At 69.4% G+C, this 682-nt stretch carries 1 protein-coding gene; it reads right to left on the reverse strand.

What is annotated here, in order from left to right; all coding sequences use genetic code 11:
* Nucleotides 1-672 (reverse strand): segregation and condensation protein A (locus CCN51_RS49450; RefSeq protein ID WP_086861111.1); only part of this gene is annotated, 672 nt, incomplete at its 3' end.
* Nucleotides 673-682: the final 10 nt, after the last annotated feature.

The following is a 682-nucleotide window of genomic DNA, read 5'->3' on the forward strand; positions in this document are numbered from 1 at the left end:
CTCCCGCAGCCGCGCCACCACGACCTCGGCCTGCTCCCGGACGCTGACCAGCGGGGCGTGGATGTGGTCCACGTACACCTGCGGCTTGGGCTTGGGCTGCATCGCCTTCACGGCCAGCTTCGCGAAGCCCTCCGCGCCGATGCTGATGACGACCTCGGGAAGGAGGTCCGCATGGTGCGGCTCCAGGCCCACGGTGCGGGGGTAGCGGCGGGACTCCGCGATCAGCCGGTCGTTGAGGATGTCCGCGATCTGTTTGAACGCGCGGTACTGCAGAAGACGCGCGAAGAGCAGGTCCCGCGCCTCCAGCAGCGCCAGATCGGCCTCGTCCTCGACCTCGGCCGCGGGCAGCAGCCGAGCGGCCTTGAGATCGAGCAGGGTCGCGGCGACGACCAGGAACTCGGTGGTCTGGTCGAGGTCCCAGTCCGGCCCCATGGCCCGGATATACGCCATGAACTCGTCGGTGACCTTGGAGAGGGCGACCTCGGTGACATCGAGCTTGTGCTTGGAGATCAGCTGGAGCAGCAGATCGAAGGGCCCTTCGAAGTTCGCCAGCCGCACGGTGAACTTCCCCTGCCCATCCCCACGCGCGTCCCCGTCGTCGGGTGCGGCCTCCGGCGTGGGCTCCGCGCCGTTGTCGGCGTCTGTGACGCCCGGCTGCGGGGTATCGGCCACCTCGGCAGGT

Source organism: Streptomyces milbemycinicus (assembly GCF_002154605.1).
Classification (GTDB): Bacteria; Actinomycetota; Actinomycetes; order Streptomycetales; family Streptomycetaceae; genus Streptomyces; species Streptomyces milbemycinicus.